The sequence below is a fragment of the Paenibacillus apis genome (genome assembly GCF_018333295.1).
Classification (GTDB): domain Bacteria; phylum Bacillota; class Bacilli; order Paenibacillales; family Paenibacillaceae; genus Fontibacillus; species Fontibacillus antibioticophila.
Genome location: NZ_BORS01000054.1, coordinates 1 through 541, shown reverse-complemented (window position 1 = coordinate 541; position 541 = coordinate 1). Strand labels below are relative to the sequence as shown.

General features: G+C 47.3%; 1 tRNA gene and 1 rRNA gene. Both read right to left on the bottom strand.

The features are described 5' to 3' along the window. Positions 1 to 274: 274 nt before the first annotated feature. Positions 275 to 350, bottom strand: a tRNA-Ala gene (locus KI362_RS25240). Between the two features lie 127 nt (positions 351 to 477). Further along, positions 478 to 541, bottom strand: a 16S ribosomal RNA gene (locus tag KI362_RS25235); the annotation flags it as partial.

Sequence of the window (541 nt, the reverse complement as noted above, 5' to 3'; positions counted from 1 at the left end):
TTAACCTTGATGCTGCAGTTTTGCGCCTGGTGCTCTGTTGTCCGTTGCCTACGCTTGCTCATCGCAAGCAATGCAGACACTTCCAAAGGATCCCCAGTCCCAAAACTTTCGCATGTGTATTCACTACTTAAAACTAACTTGATGTCGGATATTTTCTTACGAAAAATCCAGTGACACAAGTTCAGCTAAAAGGAATGTTCTAATTCGCAGATTCTTCGTTTCGTTATCCAGTTTTCAAGGATCAAGGTGTTCATAGCAAATAGATGAAATTCTATGGTGGAGCCAAGCGGGATCGAACCGCTGACCTCCTGCTTGCAAGGCAGGCGCTCTCCCAGCTGAGCTATGGCCCCGCAAATTCCATCAAAACCGAACAAATGAAAACACGTCAATGGTCGACTTTGCAAGCAAAGTCTTGTGATCGGCGACCTTACGGTCAGCCTATTGTACCGTCCCCTACAGGAACGAGGTACTCCATAGAAAGGAGGTGATCCAGCCGCACCTTCCGATACGGCTACCTTGTTACGACTTCACCCCAATCATC